The following is a 15,401-nucleotide window of genomic DNA, read 5'->3' as shown; positions in this document are numbered from 1 at the left end:
GCCACGGCCTCATTGCCGGTGAACAGCAGATACCCGCGATAAAGCGGCAGCCCCGCCTGCAAGGCCAAATCAACGCATGATAAGTGGTTACACCTCTCGCGGTCCGGCGCGTTGGCGGATCCGTGCAGAATTGTGCCCAGCAAATCGCCGCCCCAGGTGTTCACATGGGTAAGGTCTGGCCCCAGTGAGAGCAGATATTCCATAACCTCGGGCACGCCATGCCAGCCGGCAGTCTGCACCGGGGGCACGCCCATACCATCGGGCCGGTCCCACTCCAGCCCCAAGGCAACCATCGCTTTGATCTGCGGGAGCGCAGCGGGCAAATGCGCCATCGCGCTGATCAAGCCGCGCGTTTCGCCGCTCAATATTTCAGGATCAATCCGCGCCCCGTTGGGGACACGCCCCTCTGCGGCTTGCGCCAATAGCGCATCGCTCGGTGTTAGCGCGGTGGCACCGCCCGCCGCCGCAATGGTGCGCGCAACGGCTGCATTGCCATAGATACGCGCCGTCCCGTAGGGGCTTCGCCCATGCCACCTGGCCGAAAGCGAGGCCCCGGCGGCTACCAACAGCTCTGCCATTTCGGCGCAGCACAGTCGCCGCCCGGCGTGGTGCAAAGCACCTGGAATCGTTGCGAACTCTCCCGATGGACCTTCCCCACAGCCCTCATCCGGGTCTGCCCCGGCCTTGAGCAAAAGGCGCACCGCTTCCAGATCGTCAAAATCCAACGCCCGGAGCATCGCGTTGGTGCCTGCGGGCTGCGCGCCATGTTCCAGCAACAGCCTCAAGCCATCGCGATGCCCGTGCTCTGTGGCGTGATAAAGCGACTCCCCATCATTCGGGTTGGCTCCGTTTTGCAAAAGCCAGCGACCAAGGGTGAGGTTGTCTGCATGGCCAATCGCGCCGTAGAGCGGCGATAATTGGTGCGCTGATCCGCCCGGCTCTGGCTTGCCCACGTTCACATCCGCGCCATGGCTTTGCAGCATTTCGGCGCAAGCCAGCATCTCTGCCTCCGCGCCGTCCGCCTTGATCCATTGCGAAAACGCCAGATGGCAAAGGGGCAAAACGCCCTCAACTTCAGTGGTGGCCAGCTTCGGGTTGTCGGCGAGTTCGGCCCTCAAAAAAGCGGCATCGTAGAGCGCGGCGGCGATGCCAAGATTGGCACGCCCAAGGGACGGGTCACGCGCCAAAACCTCACGGACAGCCCAATGAAAGCCATGTTCCAGACCGGCCCGCAACCGCCGCAAAAGCTGCTCGGGGGTTGCGTGCTTTAACTCCAGCCGCAGCTTCAAGCGCGGCCAGCTTTCGCTACCGGCTTCCCGCGCCACAACGTGCAAAGCGTCCACATGCTTCAAATCACCCAGCCGCTCGCGTGGCAGGGCCTTTGCCGCCCTCGCAAGCGCTTCGGGGGCGCCTGCGGCATGGGCCTTTTTCAGCCGCTTTGCCGCACGGCGGTAGCCTTCAATTTCGGAGGTCATGATCGGGTTTCCCTTGGATAGGGCCCAGTGGTCCGCCCGGGTTGGGCCACAAGAAAAACCTGTTGGGTTTCTCACAAGAGCAGGATGCCTTGCAGCTTTCCGCGGACCGTGGGTGCCTTCCTGTCGGCCCCGTTAGCGTAGCAACCGCGCCACAGCGGGGCAATGTTCCTTTGCCCTTCTGCTGTGTGGCGCTATTCTTGCCTCATGCAAGATGAACAGCAAGCCAGCGAAACCCGCACCGACTGGGCGGAAGACCGGACCAATTGGGCCGAAGATCGCACCCTTCAGGCCAACGAGCGCACCTTTGCAGGCTGGATGCGCACCGGGCTTGGCTCGGTCGGGGTGGCGATCGGCCTGCAAGCCGTGTTTGGCAAGTTTGAGCCAACATGGGCCGCCAAATCGGTGGCGAGCATCTTCATCGTGATCGCTCTCGTGCTCTTTTGGTCGGCCCGTCGCAATGCCTGCGCAACCTTTGGCCGCCTGTCAGACCACAGCGCCGAACCCCTGGGCCGCAGCCATTTCACCACCATCGCCAGCCTCATGGCGCTGGGCGCAATCGGCACCGGTTGCGTCCTCTGGGCGCTCTAGGATTTACCTCACCCCGGCCAGCGCATAGGATACCCCCGGACCCACTTCCGCGAGGCAAGATGAGCGACAGCGCACCCCAAGATTACCAGGTTCTGGCGCGGAAATACCGGCCGCAAACCTTTGCCGACCTCGTTGGGCAAGAGGCGATGGTGCGCACCCTGCGCAACGCGTTTGAGGCGGACCGCATCGCGCAGGCCTTCATCATGACGGGCATTCGCGGCACCGGCAAAACCACCACCGCGCGGATTATCGCCAAGGGGCTGAACTGCGAACAAGGGCCAACCACCGATCCCTGCGGCACCTGCGAGGCTTGCGTCGCCATTGCCGAGGGACGCCATGTTGATGTGATCGAGATGGACGCGGCCTCAAACACCGGGGTCGATGATATCCGCGCCGAGGTGCTGGATACGGTCCACTATGCGCCCGCCTCCGCGCGCTACAAAGTCTACATCATCGACGAGGTTCACATGCTTTCGAAGAGCGCGTTCAACGCGCTCCTGAAAACGCTGGAAGAGCCGCCCGCCCACGCCAAGTTCATCTTCGCCACCACCGAAATCCGCAAGGTTCCGGTGACGGTTTTGTCGCGGTGTCAACGGTTTGATCTGCGCCGCATCGAGGCTGAAGACATGATCGCCATGATGCGCCGCATCGCTGCAAGCGAAGGCGGTGAGATCACCGATGATGCTCTGGCGCTGGTGGCGCGGGCTTCGGAAGGTTCGGCGCGGGATGCGACATCCCTGCTTGATCAGGCGCTGGGCCAGGGGGCGGGCGAAACCACCGCCGAAACCGTGCGCGCCATGCTGGGCCTGGCTGACCGGGGCCGCGTGCTTGACCTGTTTGAGATGGTGCTGCGCGGCGATGCCCCCGCAGCCCTCAACGAGCTTTCGGCGCAATATGCCGAAGGCGCCGATCCAATGGCCGTGCTGCGCGATCTGGCCGAGGTAACCCATTGGGTTTCGGTCACGCAAATCACCCCGGATGCCGGTGATGACCCAACCGTGTCTCCCGATGAGCGGGATCGCGGCCGTGCGCTGGCCAACGCCATTTCGATGCGGGTGCTCAGCCGGATGTGGCAGATGCTGCTGAAGGCGCTCGAAGAAGTGGCGCAGGCCCCCAATGCAATGATGGCCGCCGAAATGGCGATCATCCGGCTCACCCATGTGGCTGACTTGCCCACCCCAGATGAGCTGATCCGCAAGTTGAAAGACCAGCCTCCCGCGCCGCCCACCCCGCCAAACGGTGGCCCCGGTGGTGGCGCTGCGGCGCCCGGCTCCATGGCGCAAGCCCCTGCGCCGCAAGCACAATCTTCCGCGCCGCCGCCCTCTGCCCCTGTCGGCACGCCGCATGGTGCGGCCACCGCGCTGGCGCATCAGCCAGAGGTGGCACTCGCCCGCTACCACAGCTTTGAGGATGTGCTGGAGCTGATCCGCCACCACCGTGACGTGAAGCTGCTGGTGGAGGTTGAAACCTGCCTGCGCCTTGCGCGTTACTCCCCCGGCCGGATCGAATTTGAGCCAACCGACAATGCCCCGGGCGACCTTGCCGCCCACCTTGGCCAGCGCCTTCAGGCGTGGACCGGCGCGCGCTGGGCGGTCACTGTGGTCAGTTCCGGGGGCGCCGAAACCATTGCCGAAAAGCGCGATGCCGCCTGGTTGGCCCAGAAGGCTGAAGCGGAGTCGCACGCGCTGGTTCAGGCCGTTCTGGCCGAGTTCCCGGGTGCGCGGATCACCGAGATCCGCACTCCCGATCAGATTGAAGCCGAAGCCGCCCTTGAGGCGCTTCCAGAGGTAGATGATGAATGGGATCCGTTCGAGGAAGACTAGCCTCGCGCCCCACAACATAAGGACAAAACGATGCTCAAAGGACTAGGCCAGCTTGGTGATATGACCAAGATGATGAAGGCGGCTCAAGAGATGCAAGGCAAGATGGCCGCGCTTCAGGAAGAGCTTGCGCTGATGACCGTTGAAGGCGAAAGCGGTGCCGGGTTGGTGAAAGCCCGCTGCACCGCAAAAGGCGTGTTGAATGGGCTGGATATTGATCCGTCGATCTTCAACGCCGATGAAAAAGAGGTGGTCGAAGACCTGATTCTCGCCGCCATCAAAGATGCCCAGGCCAAGGCCGAGGTGAGGGCGCGCCAGGAGATGGAAAAGATCACCCGCGAGATGGGCCTCCCCGAAGGCATGGACCTGCCGCTTTAGGCATGAGTGACGCGCCCGAAGAGATTGAAGCGCTGATCGCCTTGATGGCGCGGCTGCCGGGGCTTGGCCCCCGGTCGGCCCGCCGTGCGGTGCTTCACCTCATCAAAAAACGCTCCAAGCTGTTGATACCGCTGGCTGATTCCATGCGGCTGGTGGCCGAAACCGCGCGGGAATGCCTGCGTTGCGGCAATATCGGCACCGCCGATATTTGCGGCATTTGCGAAAGTCCCAAGCGGGCAACGGGCGAGCTTTGTGTGGTGGAAGATGTGGCCGACCTTTGGGCCATGGAGCGGGCCGGGGTGTTTAAGGGGCGGTATCATGTGTTGGGTGGCGTCCTCTCGGCGCTGGATGCCGTTGGGCCGGAAGAGTTGCGCATCCCCCGGCTGCTGGAGCGGATCGCCGAGGAGCAGATTTCTGAGGTTATTCTGGCCCTTAACGCCACCGTGGATGGCCAGACAACGGCGCATTACATTGCCGATCAGCTTGAGCCGACCGGGGTGATGCTGACCTCGCTGGCGCAGGGCGTGCCGATTGGCGGCGAGTTGGACTACCTTGACGATGGCACCATCGGCGCGGCGCTTCGAGCCAGAAAAGCGCTTTAACCGGCGACGCTTTCACAGGCGTCCGGCGACCATGTCATATTGGTCCAGCCAGAGCTCACAAGCTGCAAGCCGCTGTAAATGAATACGAAATCCCAACTTCCTTCTCGTTCAAACTCAAAGTTTATCTGATCGCCCAAGCCGATCTCGCCCACAGCCTCTGCCGATGTTGAAGGGGCGTTGCGGAGCGTAACGGGCGGGCCTTTCCAGCCGATGCAGGCCGAGCCGCCCACGTCGCGCACCGGCAGCACCTTCATCGTCTTGCGCATTTCCAGCCCGCGGATCTCAAGGCTGGTGCGCTTTGTGTTGATGGCGCAGGCATCCAGCGCCTCCAACTCCAGAATATGCTTCACCTTCGCGGCCTCGGCGGTGCCAAGCTTCGGCGACTTGGTGGTGCACCCCTCATTGCCGAAAACCGCTTGCCCCAGCGGCGAGCTAAAGCAATAGCCCGCCCGCGCGAACAGGGCGTTGCGGGTAAACCAATACTCATCGCAATGCTCGCCCGCCGTTGCGGGGCCAGCGAGGAGAAGGGCGAGGGCGGGCAAAAGCAGATGGCGCATGTGCATGTGGCTCCGGTAATCTATCCAAAGCCAGATTAGCGCGGTGCCGTTGCGAATAGCCAGACGCAACCCCTCAAACGAAAACTGCCACCCGTTTTACAGGGCGGCAGTTAACAAGCTCTTTACGGATGGCTCAGATCACGGCTGCTCGTCGTCAGAGCCGCTTTCATCATCGGGAAGGTTGAAGAGGGTGTCGGCGTCAAACACCTTCTCTTTTTTCTCTTCATCTTCATCGTCGCCACTGAGGGTGAAGGTCTCCAGCCCGGAAATGGCGGTGGGGATCTTCGGCTCTGGGTCGGCGGTGAGGCTTTGCTCGGTTGAGAGCAGCTTGCGGCGCTCATCATCCGACATCGACTCGCCTTCACGGGCCTTCTTGGCAGCGGCTTTTTGCACGGCTGCGTCAAGCTCGGTCTGTTTGCACAGGCCAAGGGCAACCGGATCAATTGGTTGAATATTCTGGATATTCCAGTGCGTGCGCTCGCGGATTGCCTGAATGGTCGGCTTGGTGGTGCCCACCAGTTTGCCGATCTGCGCATCGGTCAGCTCGGGGTGGAACTTTACCAGCCAGAGGATCGAGGCGGGGCGGTCCTGGCGTTTGGACAGCGGGGTGTAGCGCGGGCCACGGCGCTTTTCTTCACCAGTGGCGGCGGCGTTGAACTTGAGCTTCAGCTTGTGGGCCGGATTTTTTTCGGCGGCGTCGATCTCATCTTGGGTCAACTGGTTGTTGGTGATCGGGTCAAAGCCCTTCACGCCAGCGGCCACGTCGCCATCGGCGATGCCCTGAACTTCCAGCTCATGCAGGCCGCAAAAATCGGCTATCTGCTTGAAACTCAAGGTCGTATTGTCCACAAGCCAAACGGCTGTCGCCTTTGTCATGAGCGGTTTGTTCATCGTCGCACTCCTTTAGCCACGTCTCTCCCCACGCCAGAAAGGCGACCCCGGGTTTGAGCGGGGCGAGTTCACGTTGTCGGGGAACTTGGGCGCTATATAGTGGCGAAAAGGCAAAAGGGGAAGAGCGAATGCGTGGCTTGATTGCTGTTATTTTACTGGCTTTCACAGGCCCGGCCTGGGCCGAGGGGGAGCGTGCGGGGGACTTTGACTACTATGTCATGAGCCTGTCGTGGTCGCCCAATTGGTGTGCCCTGGAGGGCGAGCGGAAGGGCTCGCCACAGTGTGATGCGGGGGCTGATTATGGCTGGGTTCTGCATGGGCTTTGGCCGCAGAACGAGCGCGGGTGGCCAAGCTTTTGCCGCACCGCCGAGCGCGACCCGAATCGCGCCCAAACCGTTGAAATGGCTGACATAATGGGCACCAGTGGGCTGGCCTGGTATCAGTGGAAAAAGCATGGGCGCTGCGCCGGGCTGACCGCAACAGACTATTACGCCACCGCGCGCAAAGCCTATGGCCGCGTTAAACGCCCTGATGTGTTTCGCAAGCTCGACCGGGCGATCAAGCTACCTGCCTCGGTGGTGGAGGAGGCGTTCCTCAAGGATAATCAGCAGCTTACCGCAGATATGCTGACCGTTACCTGCAAGGCGCGCCACATTCAGGAGGTGCGGATTTGCCTGACGAAAGACCTTGAGCCGCGCGAATGCGGGCGCGATGTTTCACGCGATTGCACCATGAAAGACGCGCTGTTCGAGCCGATCGAGTAACCTTAACAGCCGCCAGATTTGCAAAAAGCGAAGGGGCACAACCGATGCACAAGTGATGCACAACCCGTGCATACGATTTTTCCGCATCGGCCCGTTAACGCCCCGCGCTCGCGATATGCAAAGCACGCAGCGTTCAGATTTTGTCTTCGTTTGCCAGCAGGCGGTGATCGGCGGCGACATTGCCGCCGTTGCGCTCTGGCGGCGGGTTTTGCACGATCCACTCTTTTGCCGCCTCAAGCTCGGCCAGGGTGAAGGTGTCAAGGGGGGCGGCCATGAGCGGGGCGAACAGCTTGGCCCCTTTGCGAACCCACTTCTTATCGGTCACCAGCGCGATGCGGGCAAAGTCATGCAGGTGCAGCAGGCCCAGCTTGGTGTCATCCCAGGCGGCCCCGGCGGAAAACCCCTCAAAATCGGCACCCAGGATATAGAGCAGCTTCACCTTGCCCTCTTTGTGCACGATCTCCTTGATCGCGGGGATGAGCTGCTCTTCATAGCAGGCGCGGTCAATCTTGCCGTGGCCCGCAACGGCGAGCACATCGGGCGGGTAGCCGGTAAGGATGTCAAAATGGCCGGACATGGCAAATCTCCTTTGTGAAGGGCGAATGGTAACCGGGTTGCGGCCAGAGGGAATGATCTGGCGCAAACCGCTGTCCGGTTATCCTCCGGCGACCTCCAGCACGATCTTGCCGATATGCTCCGAGCTTTCCATGCGGGCATGGGCGGCGGCGGCTTCGGCGAGGGGGAAGGTGCTGTCCATCACCGGCGAGATCTTGCCGGCAGAGAGCAGGGGCCAGACCTGCGCTTCAAGCGCCTCGGCAATGGCGGCTTTGGCGGCAACCGATTGGGGCCGCAGGGTGGAGCCGGTGAGGGTGAGGCGGCGGGCCATGACCTGCGCAAAGTTCAGCTCGGCCTTGGGACCGGAGAGGAAAGCGATGTGGACCATCCGCCCCTCCAGCGCCAGCGCCTTCACGTTGCGCGGGATGTAATCGCCGCCGACCATATCGAGGATCAGGTTGGCCCCGCCTTCGGCGCGCATGATCTCGACAAAATCCTCATCGCGGTAGTTGATCGCCCGCTCGGCGCCAAGCTTCTCGCACACCGCGCATTTTTCTGCGGTGCCAGCGGTGGCAAAGACCCGTGCGCCAAAGTGATGCGCAAGCTGGATGGCAGTGGTGCCGATGCCGGAGCTGCCGCCATGCACCAGAAAGCGCTCGCCCGCCTTAAGCCCGCCACGGGTGAAGACATTGGACCAGACGGTGAAGTAGTTTTCCGGCAGGCAGGCGGCTTCGCGCAGGCCCATGCCCGAGGGCACCGGCAGGGCGTGGGCGGCGGGGGTGACAACATATTCAGCGTAGCCGCCACCCGGCAAAAGGGCGCAAACCTGATCGCCGAGCTTCCAGCGTGCGCCTTCGCCCACGGCCACAACCTCGCCCGAGGCTTCAAGGCCGGGCAGAGGCGAGGCATCGGGCGGCGGCGCATAGGCTCCGGCACGTTGCAGGGCATCGGGGCGGTTCACCCCGGCGTAGGCGACGCGAATAACAATTTCGCCCGCGCCCGGCTGGGGCAGGGGCACGGTGGTTTCGCGCAGCACATCGGGGCCGCCGGGTTCAGAGATTTCGATGGCGCGCATGGTATCAGGGAGGGTCATGTAGAGCCTTTAGTTTGGAGTTTTGATGTGGCCGGGCATATCGGCGGGCGGTGTTTTGCGGGGCGCGTGGATACGCGAGGCAAGCCACTCTGGCCCGGCCATGAGTGGCTTGGTCAGCGGATTGGAGCGCAACCCGCCCTTGAGCTTTTCGATCTGCATCACGTTTTCGATGCGCCGGTCAAGGAAGGCCCATGTGGCGGTGTGGCCCTCGCTTTCATCCCCCAGCCAATAAAGGAGCGTGGCGGAATAGACGGCCGAGAGGGTGGCGCGCTTGGAATACCAGTTGGCATCTTCCGAGGTGTCGCCCAGTGCCGACCAGATCGAATCAGCCGTGCCCCAGATCGCCGCAGCGCCATGGGGCGCGTTTTGGGGCAGGGCAAAGAGCGCGGCGGCGCGGCGCACGGCCTCGCGCTCGCCCTCGATCGCCTCCAGCCGCAGCCGCACGAGGTGGGCGATTTTCTCGGAGTAGCGCATCGTGGAAAGGTCAGCCGCAGCGAAGGCCTCCTGCATCGCGGCGTCGCCACGGGCATGAAACGCAAGGGCCAGATCAATGGCACCGCGTGGAAACAGCGCCCGCGCCTCGGCGGGGGGAACGCCTGTTGCCTCGGCGGCTTGGGTCAGGATTGCATCCGTCCAGCCATCAAAGGCGACATGGGGCAGGGCGGCATCGAGCAGGGCGGTTTTTGTGCTGTTTTGAGTCATGGCCATCAACTTAGGGCAATTTTGCGCGGAGTGTAGACAGAACAGAATGGCTTTGCTATACGGCGCCCTCCTGCAACTTATGCAAACTCCAACAAGAAAGGTGGTGAAAACCACATGCAGGTAAGCGTTCGTGATAACAACGTCGATCAGGCGCTTCGTGCTCTGAAGAAGAAACTTCAGCGCGAGGGTGTGTTTCGTGAGATGAAACTCAAGCAACACTTCGAGAAGCCGTCCGAGAAGAAGGCCCGTGAAAAGGCTGAAGCGATCCGCCGCGCGCGGAAGCTGGCTCGGAAGAAGGCCCAGCGCGAGGGGATGCTCTAAGCACCTCCACGACACACGAGCGACGGGGGCTATGCCCTCGTCTACGACGACCCCCGCGGCATTGCCCGGGGGTTTGTTGTTTTTGGGGTGGCGCCGCGTTGCCCGGTGCGACGCGCGGCGTTATGGCCCGCTGCACAATCGGCCCAACGGCGCCCTTGCGCCCGCCCCCCGAAACGGGGTAGGCCGCAGGGGCATCGGTCCGGGGTAAAACCCGGAGAAAAAGGGAACGTGGTACGGGTGGCCAAAGGCGGCCTCATTCCACGACTGCCCCCGCAACTGTAAGCGGAGAGTGAAGCCGTAATGCCACTGGGGAGCCTCCCCGGGAAGGCAGGCCAAGCCAAGACCCGCGAGTCAGGAGACCTGCCGAGGCGATCACCTTGTCCGTACGCGGGGCGCGTGCTGACCAGCGGATCTTCCGTAGTGGTGGTAAACACACCGTCTGCGGAAGGCCCCAAACGACCTTTCCCACGACACGGCCAAAAAAAGAGCCCGATCAGAGGCTCACAAGGAAAGGACAAGGGAACGATGACCCGTTTTCTCACCACCACCGCCGTTGCCGCGCTGGCCATGGCGCTGCCCGCCGCCGCGCAGGTTTATGAACTGAAGCCGATCACCATCACTGCCGATCTGGGCGAGGGCACGCCGCTGGATGAAACCGGCGCCAGTGTTGAGGTGATCACCGCCGAAGACCTCGAAAAATCGGCCGATAACTCGATCGCCAGCTATCTTGCGCGCCAGCCCGGCCTGTCCCTTGCCAGCAATGGCGGTGCGGGGCAGCTTGGTGATATCCGGATGCGCGGCCTGCACCAGAAATACGTTGCCGTGCAGATTGACGGCATCGACGTGACCGACCTTACCGCGCCCAACCCCTCGTTCAACTTTGGCCTGCTCGGCACCGCTGGTGTGGGCCGGATCGAGGTGCTGAAGGGCGCGCAATCGGCGCAATATGGCGCGGGCGCGGTGGCCGGGGTGATCTCGATCAGCAGCCTTGAGGCCACCGAAGAGGGCACCCATGTGTCCTTTGCCGGGGAGCTTGGCAGCTATCACACCACCAATGCCGCCCTCACGCTGTCGAGCAAGGGCGAGCGGCACAATGTTGCCGTGACGCTCTCACGCAACCTGTCGCAAGGCTTTTCGGCGGCGGATGAGGCGGATGGCAACACCGAGGAAGATGGCTACTCTGCCCTGCGCCTCAACTTTGCTGGTGAATACGCGCTGAGCGATGTGCTGACCCTGGGCATTGCCGGGTTCGCCGCCCAGACCGACACCGAGATTGATGGCGGCTTTCCGTTTGGCGACGCCGATATCGAGCTTCAGGCCACCACCAACGGGTTGCGTACCTATGCTATCTATGAGGGCGCCACGGTGACGAGCACATTTGAAGCTTCGTTCTTCAATATCGACCGTGACAGCGTGTCGGGCGGCACGACGGATGCGCATTACGAGGGCGAGCGGACGGTGCTGCGCTATGTGGGGCAGGCCGACCTTTCGGAGGCGCTCAACCTCAACTTCGGGGCCGATTACACCGAAGAGAGCTTTACCGCCGATACCTTCTCGCTGGCCACGGGCGACCAGAACAGCACCGGCGTTTTTGCCGAGCTGAACTATAGCCCCAACGAGAGGCTGCATATGATTGCGGCGCTGCGCCATGACGAGCATTCCACCTTTGGTAGCCACACCACCGGGCGGCTGGCGCTGGCTTATGATATCCAGCCTGATCTGATCCTGCGCGGCGCATTGGCAACGGGCTTTCGCGCGCCATCGCTTTATGAGCTGAACGCGCCGTTCTATGGCAACCCGGACCTTGATCCAGAGGAAAGCCGCAGCGTGGAACTGGGCCTCGAAAAGCAGTTTGGCGACCGGAATTTTTTGAAGGCGACGCTGTTTTACACCGAGATCGACAATCTGATCGGCTATGATCCGTTCACCTACCAGAACATCCAGGTTGAGGGCACCACCACGGCCAAGGGGCTTGAGCTTTCAGGGCAGGTGCAACTGGCCGACGGGATCGACGTGTATGGTGCCTATACCCTCACCGAGAGCCGCGATGAAAACGATGATCGCACCCTGCGGGTGCCGCGCCATGATCTGGTGCTCGGGGTTGAGGGGCAGATCGCCCCACGCTGGACCGGGCAGCTAGAGGTGCAGCACGTGGCCGATGTTTACGATGTGGACGCCCAGACCTACGCCACCATCAAGGGGGACGATTACACCCTGCTCAACGCCACCGTCACCTATGAGGTCACGGAGCGGGCCGAGGCCTATTTGCGCATCGAAAACCTGACAGACACCGACTATCAAACCGTGAATGGCTACGGCCAGCCGGGGCGGTCAATTTATGCCGGGCTTCGCGCAAAGTTCTGATAAATGGCTGGCCGGGGCGCTTATGGCGCTTTGGCTGGCCGCAGCCCCGGCCTGGGCCTGGGCCGGGGAGGGGGGCGTGCCTCAACGGGTGGTTTCGATCAACCTGTGCACCGATCAACTGGCCATGGCGGTTGCCGCACCCGGCCAGTTGGTGAGCGTCACCCACATGGCGCAAGACCCCGCCACCTCGCCGGTGGCCGAAGCCGCGCAAGCGTACAGGGGCAATGGCGCAAGGGCCGAGGAGGTTTATGCGCTGGAGCCTGATCTGGTGCTCGCCGGGGCCTTCACCGCGCCTGAAACCCGCGCCATGCTGGGGCGGCTTGGGCTGCGGGTAGAGGTGTTTGCCCCGGCGGAGCGGCTGGAGGACATCCCCGCCAATATTCGCCGCATGGGCAAGGTGCTGGGCCGGGAGGCTGCGGCAGAGAAGATGGCGCAGAGCTTTGAGGATGATCTGGCCGCGATTGACGTGCCGGGGGGCGCGCGCCCCTTGGCGGCGCTTTATTCGGCCAATGGCTGGAGCGCGGGCGGCTCCACCCTGCCGGGCCAGATCGTGCAGGCGGCGGGGTTTGATTTGCTGGCCTCGGAGCTCATGCTTGATTACGGCGGCTTCGTGCCGCTGGAGGTGCTGGCGGTGTCTGACCCCGATGTGGTGATCGCCTCTACCCCGGCCAGCCCGAAATCCCGCGCCGAGGAAATCCTGGCCCATCCGGTCGTGCAAAAGCTGCGCGCGGCGGGGCCGGTGGCGCAGATGGGCGATGCAAGCTGGATCTGCGGCACGCCCGATGTTCTGGCAACGGTGAAGCGGCTGGCGGCGCTGCGGCGGGGGATGCCATGATCCGCCCGGCGGCGCTTTATGGCGGGTTGGCGGCGCTGTGTGCGGCGCTTTTCGCGCTGTCGCTGATGATTGGCCCGGCGGGGATTGGCTGGGGCGAGGGGCTGGTGGCGCTGGTGGTGCCAAGCGACGGGCCAGCCACCATGGTGATGCGCGAAATCCGCCTGCCACGGGCGCTTTTGGGGGGGATGCTGGGCGCGGCGCTGGGGCTTTCGGGCGCGGCGTTGCAGGGCTATCTGCGCAACCCGCTGGCCGAGCCGGGGCTGATCGGCGTATCGGCCAGCGCGGCGCTGGGCGCGGTGCTGGCGATCCAGCTTGGGCTTGCGGGCGCTTTCGCGCTGGGCCTGCCTCTGGCGGCGCTGGCCGGGGCAGGCGCGGCGGTGCTGGGCATTCTGGCGCTGGCGGGCCCGCGCGGCACCGCGCTGACGCTGATCCTTGCGGGCGTGGCGCTTTCGGCGCTGGCGGGGGCGCTCACCTCGCTGGTGCTGAACCTCTCGCCATCGCCCTTTGCCGCCGCCGAGATCGTGTTTTGGATGATGGGCTCTCTGGCGGACCGCTCGATGACCCACGTTTGGCTGGCCGCGCCCTTCATGGTGCTGGGCGCGGTTTTGTTGCTGCCCACGGGCCGCGCGCTTGATGCGCTCACATTGGGCGAAGACGCCGCCGAAGCCATGGGCGTGCGGCTGGTGCGCCTGCGGCTGATGCTGGTCATCGGCGTGGCGGCGGCGGTGGGCGCGGGCACGGCGGTGGCCGGGGCGGTGGGCTTTGTGGGCCTCGTGGTGCCGCACCTGCTGCGCCCGCTGGTGGGGGCGCGGCCCTCGGCGCTGCTGATCGCCTCGGCACTGGGCGGCGCGGCGATGGTGCTGGCGGCAGATGTAGCGGTGCGGGTGATCCTGCCCGAGCGCGACCTCAAGCTTGGCGTGGTGACGGCGCTCATTGGCGCACCTTTCTTCTTTCATCTGATCTGGCGCTTGCGGGGGCGGCTATGACGCTGGTGCTTGATCATATCGGCCTGACGCGGGCCAATGGGCGGCGCGTGCTCGATGGCGTTTCCGCCCGCATCGGCGCGGGCGAGTTTGTGGGGCTGATCGGCCCCAATGGAGCGGGCAAAACCACGTTGCTGCGCGCCGCGCTGGGGCTGTTGGCGGCAGAGGGGGAAAGCTCTCTCGCCGTGTTGCCGCCGCGCGCGCGCGCCCGTGAGGTGGCGTTTTTGCCGCAAGCCCGTGAGATCGCCTGGGATTTGAATGTGGAAACGTTGGTGGCGCTGGGTCGTAACCCGCACCTTGCGCCGGGCCAGCGGATCGGCGCGCCAGATCGTGCGGCGGTGGCGCAGGCGCTTGGAGAGATGCGGCTGGAGGGGTTTGCCTCGCGCCGGGCCACCCGCCTTTCGGGCGGGGAGCAGGCGCGCGCGCTGATCGCCCGTGCCTTGGCGCAAGACACGCCGCTGCTGCTGGCCGATGAGCCGATTGCGGGCCTTGATCCGGCGGCTCAGATTGCCACGATGGAGCTTTTTGACCGCCTTGCCCGTGAAGGTCGCGGCGTGGTGGCGGCCTTGCATGACCTTAGCCTTGCGGCCCGCTACTGCACCCGGCTTATTGTGCTGCACGAGGGCCGCAAGGTGGCAGACGGAACCCCGATGGAGGTGCTGTCGCCAGAGCTTTTGGCGCAGGTGTTCCACATCAGCGGCACCTTCACCCCCACCGAAAGCGGCCCGATCTTCCAGCCGCTCGGGCTGGTGTGACCTACCGACCTTTGGGGGCCTGCGCGGCGGGCCAAAAACTTGCTATGAAGGGGGCAGCAAAGGGAGGGGAGTGCAGGGATGACGGCTGAAACCACCGGGCTGACGGTGCGCGATCTGCGCTTCAGCTACGGGGCCAAAGAGGCGCTGAAGGGCATGTCGTTTGAGCTGCCGATGGGCCGGTTTTGCGCTTTGCTCGGGCCAAATGGCGCGGGGAAATCAACGCTGGTGGCGCTGCTCACCCGGCTTTTGGTGGCCCCAGAGAGCCAGATCACCATTGCCGGACATGATCTGCGCCACGCCCCCGGCAAGGCGCTGGGCGCGCTGGGGGTGGTCTTTCAACAGCCCACGCTCGACCTTGATCTGACGGTGCGCCAGAACCTTGCCTATTTTGCCGCCCTGCACGGGGTGCCGCGCCGCGAAGTGCCTGCCCGCGTTGCGCGGGTGCTGGAGCGCCTTGGCATGGCAGAGCGGGCGGGCGAGAAGGTGCGGGCGCTCAACGGCGGCCACCGGCGGCGCACCGAACTGGCCCGCGCCCTGCTGCATGACCCGAAGGTGCTGCTGCTTGATGAGCCAACGGTGGGGCTGGATGCGGCGGCGCGGGCCAGCATTGTGGCGCATGTGCATGATCTTGCCGCGCAAGAGGGGATTTGCGTGCTTTGGGCGACCCACCTGACCGACGAGGTGCGCGACAGCGATCACCTGCTGGTGCTGCATCAGG

17 protein-coding genes and 1 riboswitch are annotated in these 15,401 nt (G+C 63.9%); of the genes, 11 read left to right on the top strand and 6 right to left on the bottom strand.

Annotated elements, in window-relative coordinates; translation table 11 throughout:
- Positions 1-1,475 (bottom strand): ankyrin repeat domain-containing protein (locus P1U55_RS14020; protein ID WP_301048245.1); only part of this gene is annotated, 1,475 nt, incomplete at its 3' end.
- A gap of 204 nt (positions 1,476-1,679) precedes the next feature.
- Here P1U55_RS14020 and P1U55_RS14015 point away from each other — a divergent pair.
- Genes P1U55_RS14015 through recR form a run of 4 tightly spaced genes read left to right on the top strand, consistent with a single transcriptional unit; the run spans position 1,680 to position 4,863 of the window.
- Complete coding sequence (locus P1U55_RS14015; RefSeq protein WP_301048244.1) at positions 1,680-2,063, top strand: DUF202 domain-containing protein; 384 nt, start codon at positions 1,680-1,682, stop codon at positions 2,061-2,063.
- A 59-nt stretch (positions 2,064-2,122) separates the two neighbouring features.
- Entirely contained in the window at positions 2,123-3,886 is a 1,764-nt protein-coding gene (locus P1U55_RS14010) for a DNA polymerase III subunit gamma/tau (protein ID WP_301048243.1), read from the top strand.
- A gap of 30 nt (positions 3,887-3,916) precedes the next feature.
- Positions 3,917-4,261: a YbaB/EbfC family nucleoid-associated protein gene (locus P1U55_RS14005; protein ID WP_301048242.1), complete on the top strand. Its 345-nt coding sequence runs from the start codon at positions 3,917-3,919 to the stop codon at positions 4,259-4,261.
- A 2-nt stretch (positions 4,262-4,263) separates the two neighbouring features.
- A complete protein-coding gene (recR, locus tag P1U55_RS14000; protein ID WP_301048241.1) occupies positions 4,264-4,863 on the top strand; it encodes a recombination mediator RecR in 600 nt (199 codons plus the stop codon).
- On the opposite strand, the gene P1U55_RS13995 is transcribed toward recR, so the two are convergent.
- Together P1U55_RS13995 and P1U55_RS13990 are read right to left on the bottom strand one after the other, a co-directional pair.
- The gene (locus tag P1U55_RS13995) at positions 4,860-5,420 is read right to left on the bottom strand and encodes a DUF4453 domain-containing protein (protein ID WP_301048240.1); all 561 of its coding nucleotides are present in this window, start codon (positions 5,418-5,420) and stop codon (positions 4,860-4,862) included. The genes recR and P1U55_RS13995 overlap by 4 nt on opposite strands.
- 138 nt (positions 5,421-5,558) lie before the next feature.
- Complete coding sequence (locus tag P1U55_RS13990; protein ID WP_301048239.1) at positions 5,559-6,311, bottom strand: cell cycle transcriptional regulator TrcR; 753 nt, start codon at positions 6,309-6,311, stop codon at positions 5,559-5,561.
- A 128-nt stretch (positions 6,312-6,439) separates the two neighbouring features.
- Between P1U55_RS13990 and P1U55_RS13985 the strand changes: the two genes are divergently transcribed.
- Positions 6,440-7,075, top strand: a complete 636-nt coding sequence (locus tag P1U55_RS13985) for a ribonuclease T2 (protein WP_301048238.1) — start codon at positions 6,440-6,442, stop codon at positions 7,073-7,075.
- Positions 7,076-7,208: 133 nt separating this feature from the next.
- On the opposite strand, the gene P1U55_RS13980 is transcribed toward P1U55_RS13985, so the two are convergent.
- The 3 genes from P1U55_RS13980 to P1U55_RS13970 all read right to left on the bottom strand — a co-directional run bounded on the left by P1U55_RS13980 (position 7,209) and on the right by P1U55_RS13970 (position 9,425).
- Positions 7,209-7,652, bottom strand: coding sequence for an STAS/SEC14 domain-containing protein (locus tag P1U55_RS13980; RefSeq protein WP_301048237.1), 444 nt, complete (start codon positions 7,650-7,652; stop codon positions 7,209-7,211).
- A gap of 78 nt (positions 7,653-7,730) precedes the next feature.
- Complete coding sequence (locus tag P1U55_RS13975) at positions 7,731-8,723, bottom strand: NAD(P)H-quinone oxidoreductase (RefSeq protein ID WP_301048236.1); 993 nt, start codon at positions 8,721-8,723, stop codon at positions 7,731-7,733.
- Positions 8,724-8,732: 9 nt separating this feature from the next.
- Positions 8,733-9,425, bottom strand: a complete 693-nt coding sequence (locus tag P1U55_RS13970; RefSeq protein ID WP_301048235.1) for a COQ9 family protein — start codon at positions 9,423-9,425, stop codon at positions 8,733-8,735.
- A gap of 114 nt (positions 9,426-9,539) precedes the next feature.
- Between P1U55_RS13970 and rpsU the strand changes: the two genes are divergently transcribed.
- The 6 genes from rpsU to P1U55_RS13940 all read left to right on the top strand — a co-directional run.
- On the top strand, positions 9,540-9,746 hold the full coding sequence (gene rpsU / locus P1U55_RS13965; RefSeq protein WP_008207378.1) for a 30S ribosomal protein S21: 207 nt from the start codon (positions 9,540-9,542) through the stop codon (positions 9,744-9,746).
- Between the two features lie 178 nt (positions 9,747-9,924).
- A riboswitch (cobalamin riboswitch) is annotated at positions 9,925-10,129 on the top strand.
- Positions 10,130-10,271: 142 nt separating this feature from the next.
- Positions 10,272-12,110 carry a TonB-dependent siderophore receptor gene (locus tag P1U55_RS13960; protein WP_301048234.1) on the top strand — a complete coding sequence of 613 codons (1,839 nt, stop codon included), beginning with the start codon at positions 10,272-10,274 and terminating at the stop codon, positions 12,108-12,110.
- Complete coding sequence (locus tag P1U55_RS13955; RefSeq protein WP_301048233.1) at positions 12,085-12,945, top strand: ABC transporter substrate-binding protein; 861 nt, start codon at positions 12,085-12,087, stop codon at positions 12,943-12,945. The genes P1U55_RS13960 and P1U55_RS13955 overlap by 26 nt, the downstream gene beginning before the upstream one ends.
- Complete coding sequence (locus tag P1U55_RS13950; RefSeq protein WP_301048232.1) at positions 12,942-13,931, top strand: iron ABC transporter permease; 990 nt, start codon at positions 12,942-12,944, stop codon at positions 13,929-13,931. The genes P1U55_RS13955 and P1U55_RS13950 overlap by 4 nt, the downstream gene beginning before the upstream one ends.
- The gene (locus tag P1U55_RS13945) at positions 13,928-14,683 is read left to right on the top strand and encodes an ABC transporter ATP-binding protein (protein WP_301048231.1); all 756 of its coding nucleotides are present in this window, start codon (positions 13,928-13,930) and stop codon (positions 14,681-14,683) included. The genes P1U55_RS13950 and P1U55_RS13945 overlap by 4 nt, the downstream gene beginning before the upstream one ends.
- A gap of 78 nt (positions 14,684-14,761) precedes the next feature.
- The coding region (locus P1U55_RS13940) for an ABC transporter ATP-binding protein (protein WP_301048230.1) at positions 14,762-15,401 on the top strand (640 nt) is incomplete at its 3' end.

The sequence above is a fragment of the Vannielia sp. genome (genome assembly GCF_029212645.1).
Classification (GTDB): Bacteria; Pseudomonadota; Alphaproteobacteria; order Rhodobacterales; family Rhodobacteraceae; genus Vannielia.
This window is presented reverse-complemented; position numbering and strand designations above follow the sequence as displayed.

Excerpts from the sequence above, each read along its gene's own strand:
- P1U55_RS14015 (WP_301048244.1), top strand. The coding sequence starts at position 1,680 with ATGCAAGATGAACAGCAAGCCAGCGAAACCCGCACCGACTGGGCGGAA.
- P1U55_RS14010 (WP_301048243.1), top strand. The coding sequence starts at position 2,123 with ATGAGCGACAGCGCACCCCAAGATTACCAGGTTCTGGCGCGGAAATAC.
- P1U55_RS14005 (WP_301048242.1), top strand. The coding sequence starts at position 3,917 with ATGCTCAAAGGACTAGGCCAGCTTGGTGATATGACCAAGATGATGAAG.
- recR (WP_301048241.1), top strand. The coding sequence starts at position 4,264 with ATGAGTGACGCGCCCGAAGAGATTGAAGCGCTGATCGCCTTGATGGCG.
- P1U55_RS13995 (WP_301048240.1), bottom strand. The coding sequence starts at position 5,420 with ATGCGCCATCTGCTTTTGCCCGCCCTCGCCCTTCTCCTCGCTGGCCCC.
- P1U55_RS13990 (WP_301048239.1), bottom strand. The coding sequence starts at position 6,311 with ATGAACAAACCGCTCATGACAAAGGCGACAGCCGTTTGGCTTGTGGAC.
- P1U55_RS13985 (WP_301048238.1), top strand. The coding sequence starts at position 6,440 with ATGCGTGGCTTGATTGCTGTTATTTTACTGGCTTTCACAGGCCCGGCC.
- P1U55_RS13980 (WP_301048237.1), bottom strand. The coding sequence starts at position 7,652 with ATGTCCGGCCATTTTGACATCCTTACCGGCTACCCGCCCGATGTGCTC.
- P1U55_RS13975 (WP_301048236.1), bottom strand. The coding sequence starts at position 8,723 with ATGACCCTCCCTGATACCATGCGCGCCATCGAAATCTCTGAACCCGGC.
- P1U55_RS13970 (WP_301048235.1), bottom strand. The coding sequence starts at position 9,425 with ATGACTCAAAACAGCACAAAAACCGCCCTGCTCGATGCCGCCCTGCCC.
- rpsU (WP_008207378.1), top strand. The coding sequence starts at position 9,540 with ATGCAGGTAAGCGTTCGTGATAACAACGTCGATCAGGCGCTTCGTGCT.
- P1U55_RS13960 (WP_301048234.1), top strand. The coding sequence starts at position 10,272 with ATGACCCGTTTTCTCACCACCACCGCCGTTGCCGCGCTGGCCATGGCG.
- P1U55_RS13955 (WP_301048233.1), top strand. The coding sequence starts at position 12,085 with ATGCCGGGCTTCGCGCAAAGTTCTGATAAATGGCTGGCCGGGGCGCTT.
- P1U55_RS13950 (WP_301048232.1), top strand. The coding sequence starts at position 12,942 with ATGATCCGCCCGGCGGCGCTTTATGGCGGGTTGGCGGCGCTGTGTGCG.
- P1U55_RS13945 (WP_301048231.1), top strand. The coding sequence starts at position 13,928 with ATGACGCTGGTGCTTGATCATATCGGCCTGACGCGGGCCAATGGGCGG.